Below are 701 nucleotides of genomic sequence, written 5' to 3'. Positions count from 1 at the left end.
GTCGGAGCACCGTCGTTCCCGGTTGCCACCACGATGGTTGCGCCACGCGCTCTTGCTGCGGTAATGGTTGCTTGTTCGGCCCTGGAGCAAGCCCCCGCACCACCCAGGCTCATGTTGACCACCTGCGGCTTCGGCGCGTTGACCGGCAGCGCAACTCCGCTGGCACCAGGTACGCCACTCTCGCCCGTTACCCAGGCCAGTGCGTCCATGATGTCCGACGTGGTGCCGCCGCACATGCCAAGCGCCCGCGCCATCTGGATGGTCTCATTGGGTGCGATGCCGGCAATGCCCACCGAGTTGTGTTGCGCGACGATCTGGCCGGTCACGAAGGTGCCGTGCCAGCTGCTGTCGCTATGACTCCCTGCGGTGCCGCAGTAGCTGGGGTAAAGCGTTGTCTCTGACGAGGTCACCCAGTCGCCAGGGTCTGACGGATTGGGATCGCGACCCGCCGCCGTGTCGAGTGGATCGTTCTCCACAAAGCCCAGCGGCACCGTGTTGTGGCTCACTGGGTCGGGCGTGGAGTGGTAGGCGTCGTTGCTGATGAAGTCGTAGCCCGGGCGAATGTTGGCACCCGCCAGATCCTCATGGTTGGTCAGCAGGCCCGTGTCGATGACGGCCACGTAGACCGAGCTTGCGCCCTTGGTCGAATCCCACGCGGTGGTGACATTGGCTCCGCCGGCGGCCGGGGTCGATGGGCCGTT

General features: G+C 65.6%; 1 protein-coding gene. It reads right to left on the bottom strand.

Annotated features, from left to right (window positions below; translation table 11 throughout):
- On the bottom strand, window positions 1–620 hold a 620-nt coding region (locus ACRYR9_RS19780; protein ID WP_432540231.1), incomplete at its 3' end, for a S8 family serine peptidase.
- Window positions 621–701: the final 81 nt, after the last annotated feature.

Origin of the sequence: Kineococcus auxinigenes (genome assembly GCF_050871525.1) — a bacterium.
In the GTDB taxonomy this organism is placed as follows: domain Bacteria; phylum Actinomycetota; class Actinomycetes; order Actinomycetales; family Kineococcaceae; genus Kineococcus.
This window is presented reverse-complemented; position numbering and strand designations above follow the sequence as displayed.